The 1,674-nt window shown below is 74.1% G+C and carries 1 protein-coding gene; it reads left to right on the top strand.

Annotated features, from left to right (window positions below; genetic code table 11):
* Positions 1-1,674: acyltransferase domain-containing protein (locus ND747_RS16245; RefSeq protein ID WP_251734454.1), on the top strand; the 1,674-nt coding region annotated here is incomplete at both ends.

Raw genomic sequence — 1,674 nt, 5'->3', positions numbered from 1 at the left:
CGACCTCTACACCACCCACCCCGTCTACACCGCCGCCCTCGACGAGGTCGCCACCGCCCTCGACCCCCACCTCGACCGGGGGCTGTTGTCCGTCCTGCACGCCGACCCGTACGGCCCGGATGGGGACCTCGTCCACCAGACCCAGTGGACCCAGCCCACCCTGTTCGCCCTGCAGATCGCGCTGCACCGCACCCTCGCCTTCCACGGCATCACCCCCGACTACCTCATCGGCCACTCCCTCGGGGAGATCACCGCCGCCCACCTCGCCGGTGTGCTGTCCCTGCCCGACGCCGCCCGGCTCGTCGCCACCCGCGCCCGCCTGCTCGGCTCGCTGCCAAGCGGCGGCGGCATGCTGACCGTCCACGCCGACGAGGCCACCACCCGCGCCCTGCTCGACGAGCATCCCTACCTGGACGGCATCGGCGAGGTCGACATCGCCGCCCTCAACAGCCCCACCAACACCGTCCTCGCCGGACCCACCACCACCCTGGATGCCCTCGCGGACCTCGCCACCGCCGCCCGGCTCAAAACCCGCCAGCTCACCGTCAGCCACGCCTTCCACAGCCCGCTGACCGAACCCATCCTCGACGAGTTCCTGGCCACCGCGCGCTCGATCACCTACCGCACCCCCACCATCCCGATCATCTCCAACCTGACCGGCACCCTGGCCACCCCCGAACAGCTCACCTCACCGGGGTACTGGATCCGCCACGTCCGCCATACCGTCCGTTTCGCCGCCGGCGTCACCGCCCTCGCCGACCAGGGCGTCACCACCTACCTCGAGCTCGGCCCCGACACCACCCTCACCACCCTGACCACCCAGACCCTCGCCGCCCGCGACACCGCTGCCGGCACCGGCGCCGGCCGGCCAGCGACGATCATCGCGACGCTGCGCCGCAGCCACTCCCCCGCCACGACCCTCGCCGTCGCTCTCGCCACCCTGCACGCCCACGGTCACACGCCCACCGGTACCAGCCTCACGCCCGCCACCCATACCCTGCCGCGCACCCCGGACGACCCGACCGTCACCGACCTCCAGGGATCCGACCCGCACCCTCGGCACCTGGCCGCCACGCTGCCCACCTATCCCTTCCAGCGCCAGCGCTACTGGCTCGAGGACGCGACGCAGTCCCCGGAGGTCCCGACGGGTCCCGCCACCAGCCCGTCGGCGGCGGTCGGCGCCGAGTTCTGGGAGACCGTCACCCGCGCGGACGCCACGGAACTCGCCGGCACCCTCGGGATCTCCGACCCGACCGACCAGCAGGCGCTCGGGACGGTGCTGCCCGCGCTGGCATCCTGGTGGAACCGGCGGGTCAGCGAGACGACCGCGGACTCCTGGCGCTACCGGATCGGCTGGCAGCCGGTGCCCACCGATGCCGCCCGCCCCGCCCATGCCGCCCAGCCCGGTGGGTCCTGGCTGGTGGTGGTGCCCTCGGCGCACCGCGACCATCCCCGGGTCGACCTGGCCCGCCACGCGTTGGCGCACGACGACGTCGAGGTGCGAATCCTGGCCGTGGACCCGGCCGCCCAGGACCGCACCACCCTGGCCGACACGCTTCGCCGGCTGACCGACCCCACGGCCGGGTCCGCCGGGTCCGCCGGTGACGCGGTGCGCGGCGTGCTGTCGCTGCTCTCCCTCGACGACGCGGCGCACCCGCAGGCCGCCTCCACCCC

It is taken from the genome of Frankia sp. R82 (assembly GCF_023716925.1).
GTDB lineage: Bacteria > Actinomycetota > Actinomycetes > Frankiales > Frankiaceae > Frankia.
Note: the sequence above shows the minus strand (reverse complement) of the source record. Positions and strands in the feature narration are given on the sequence as shown.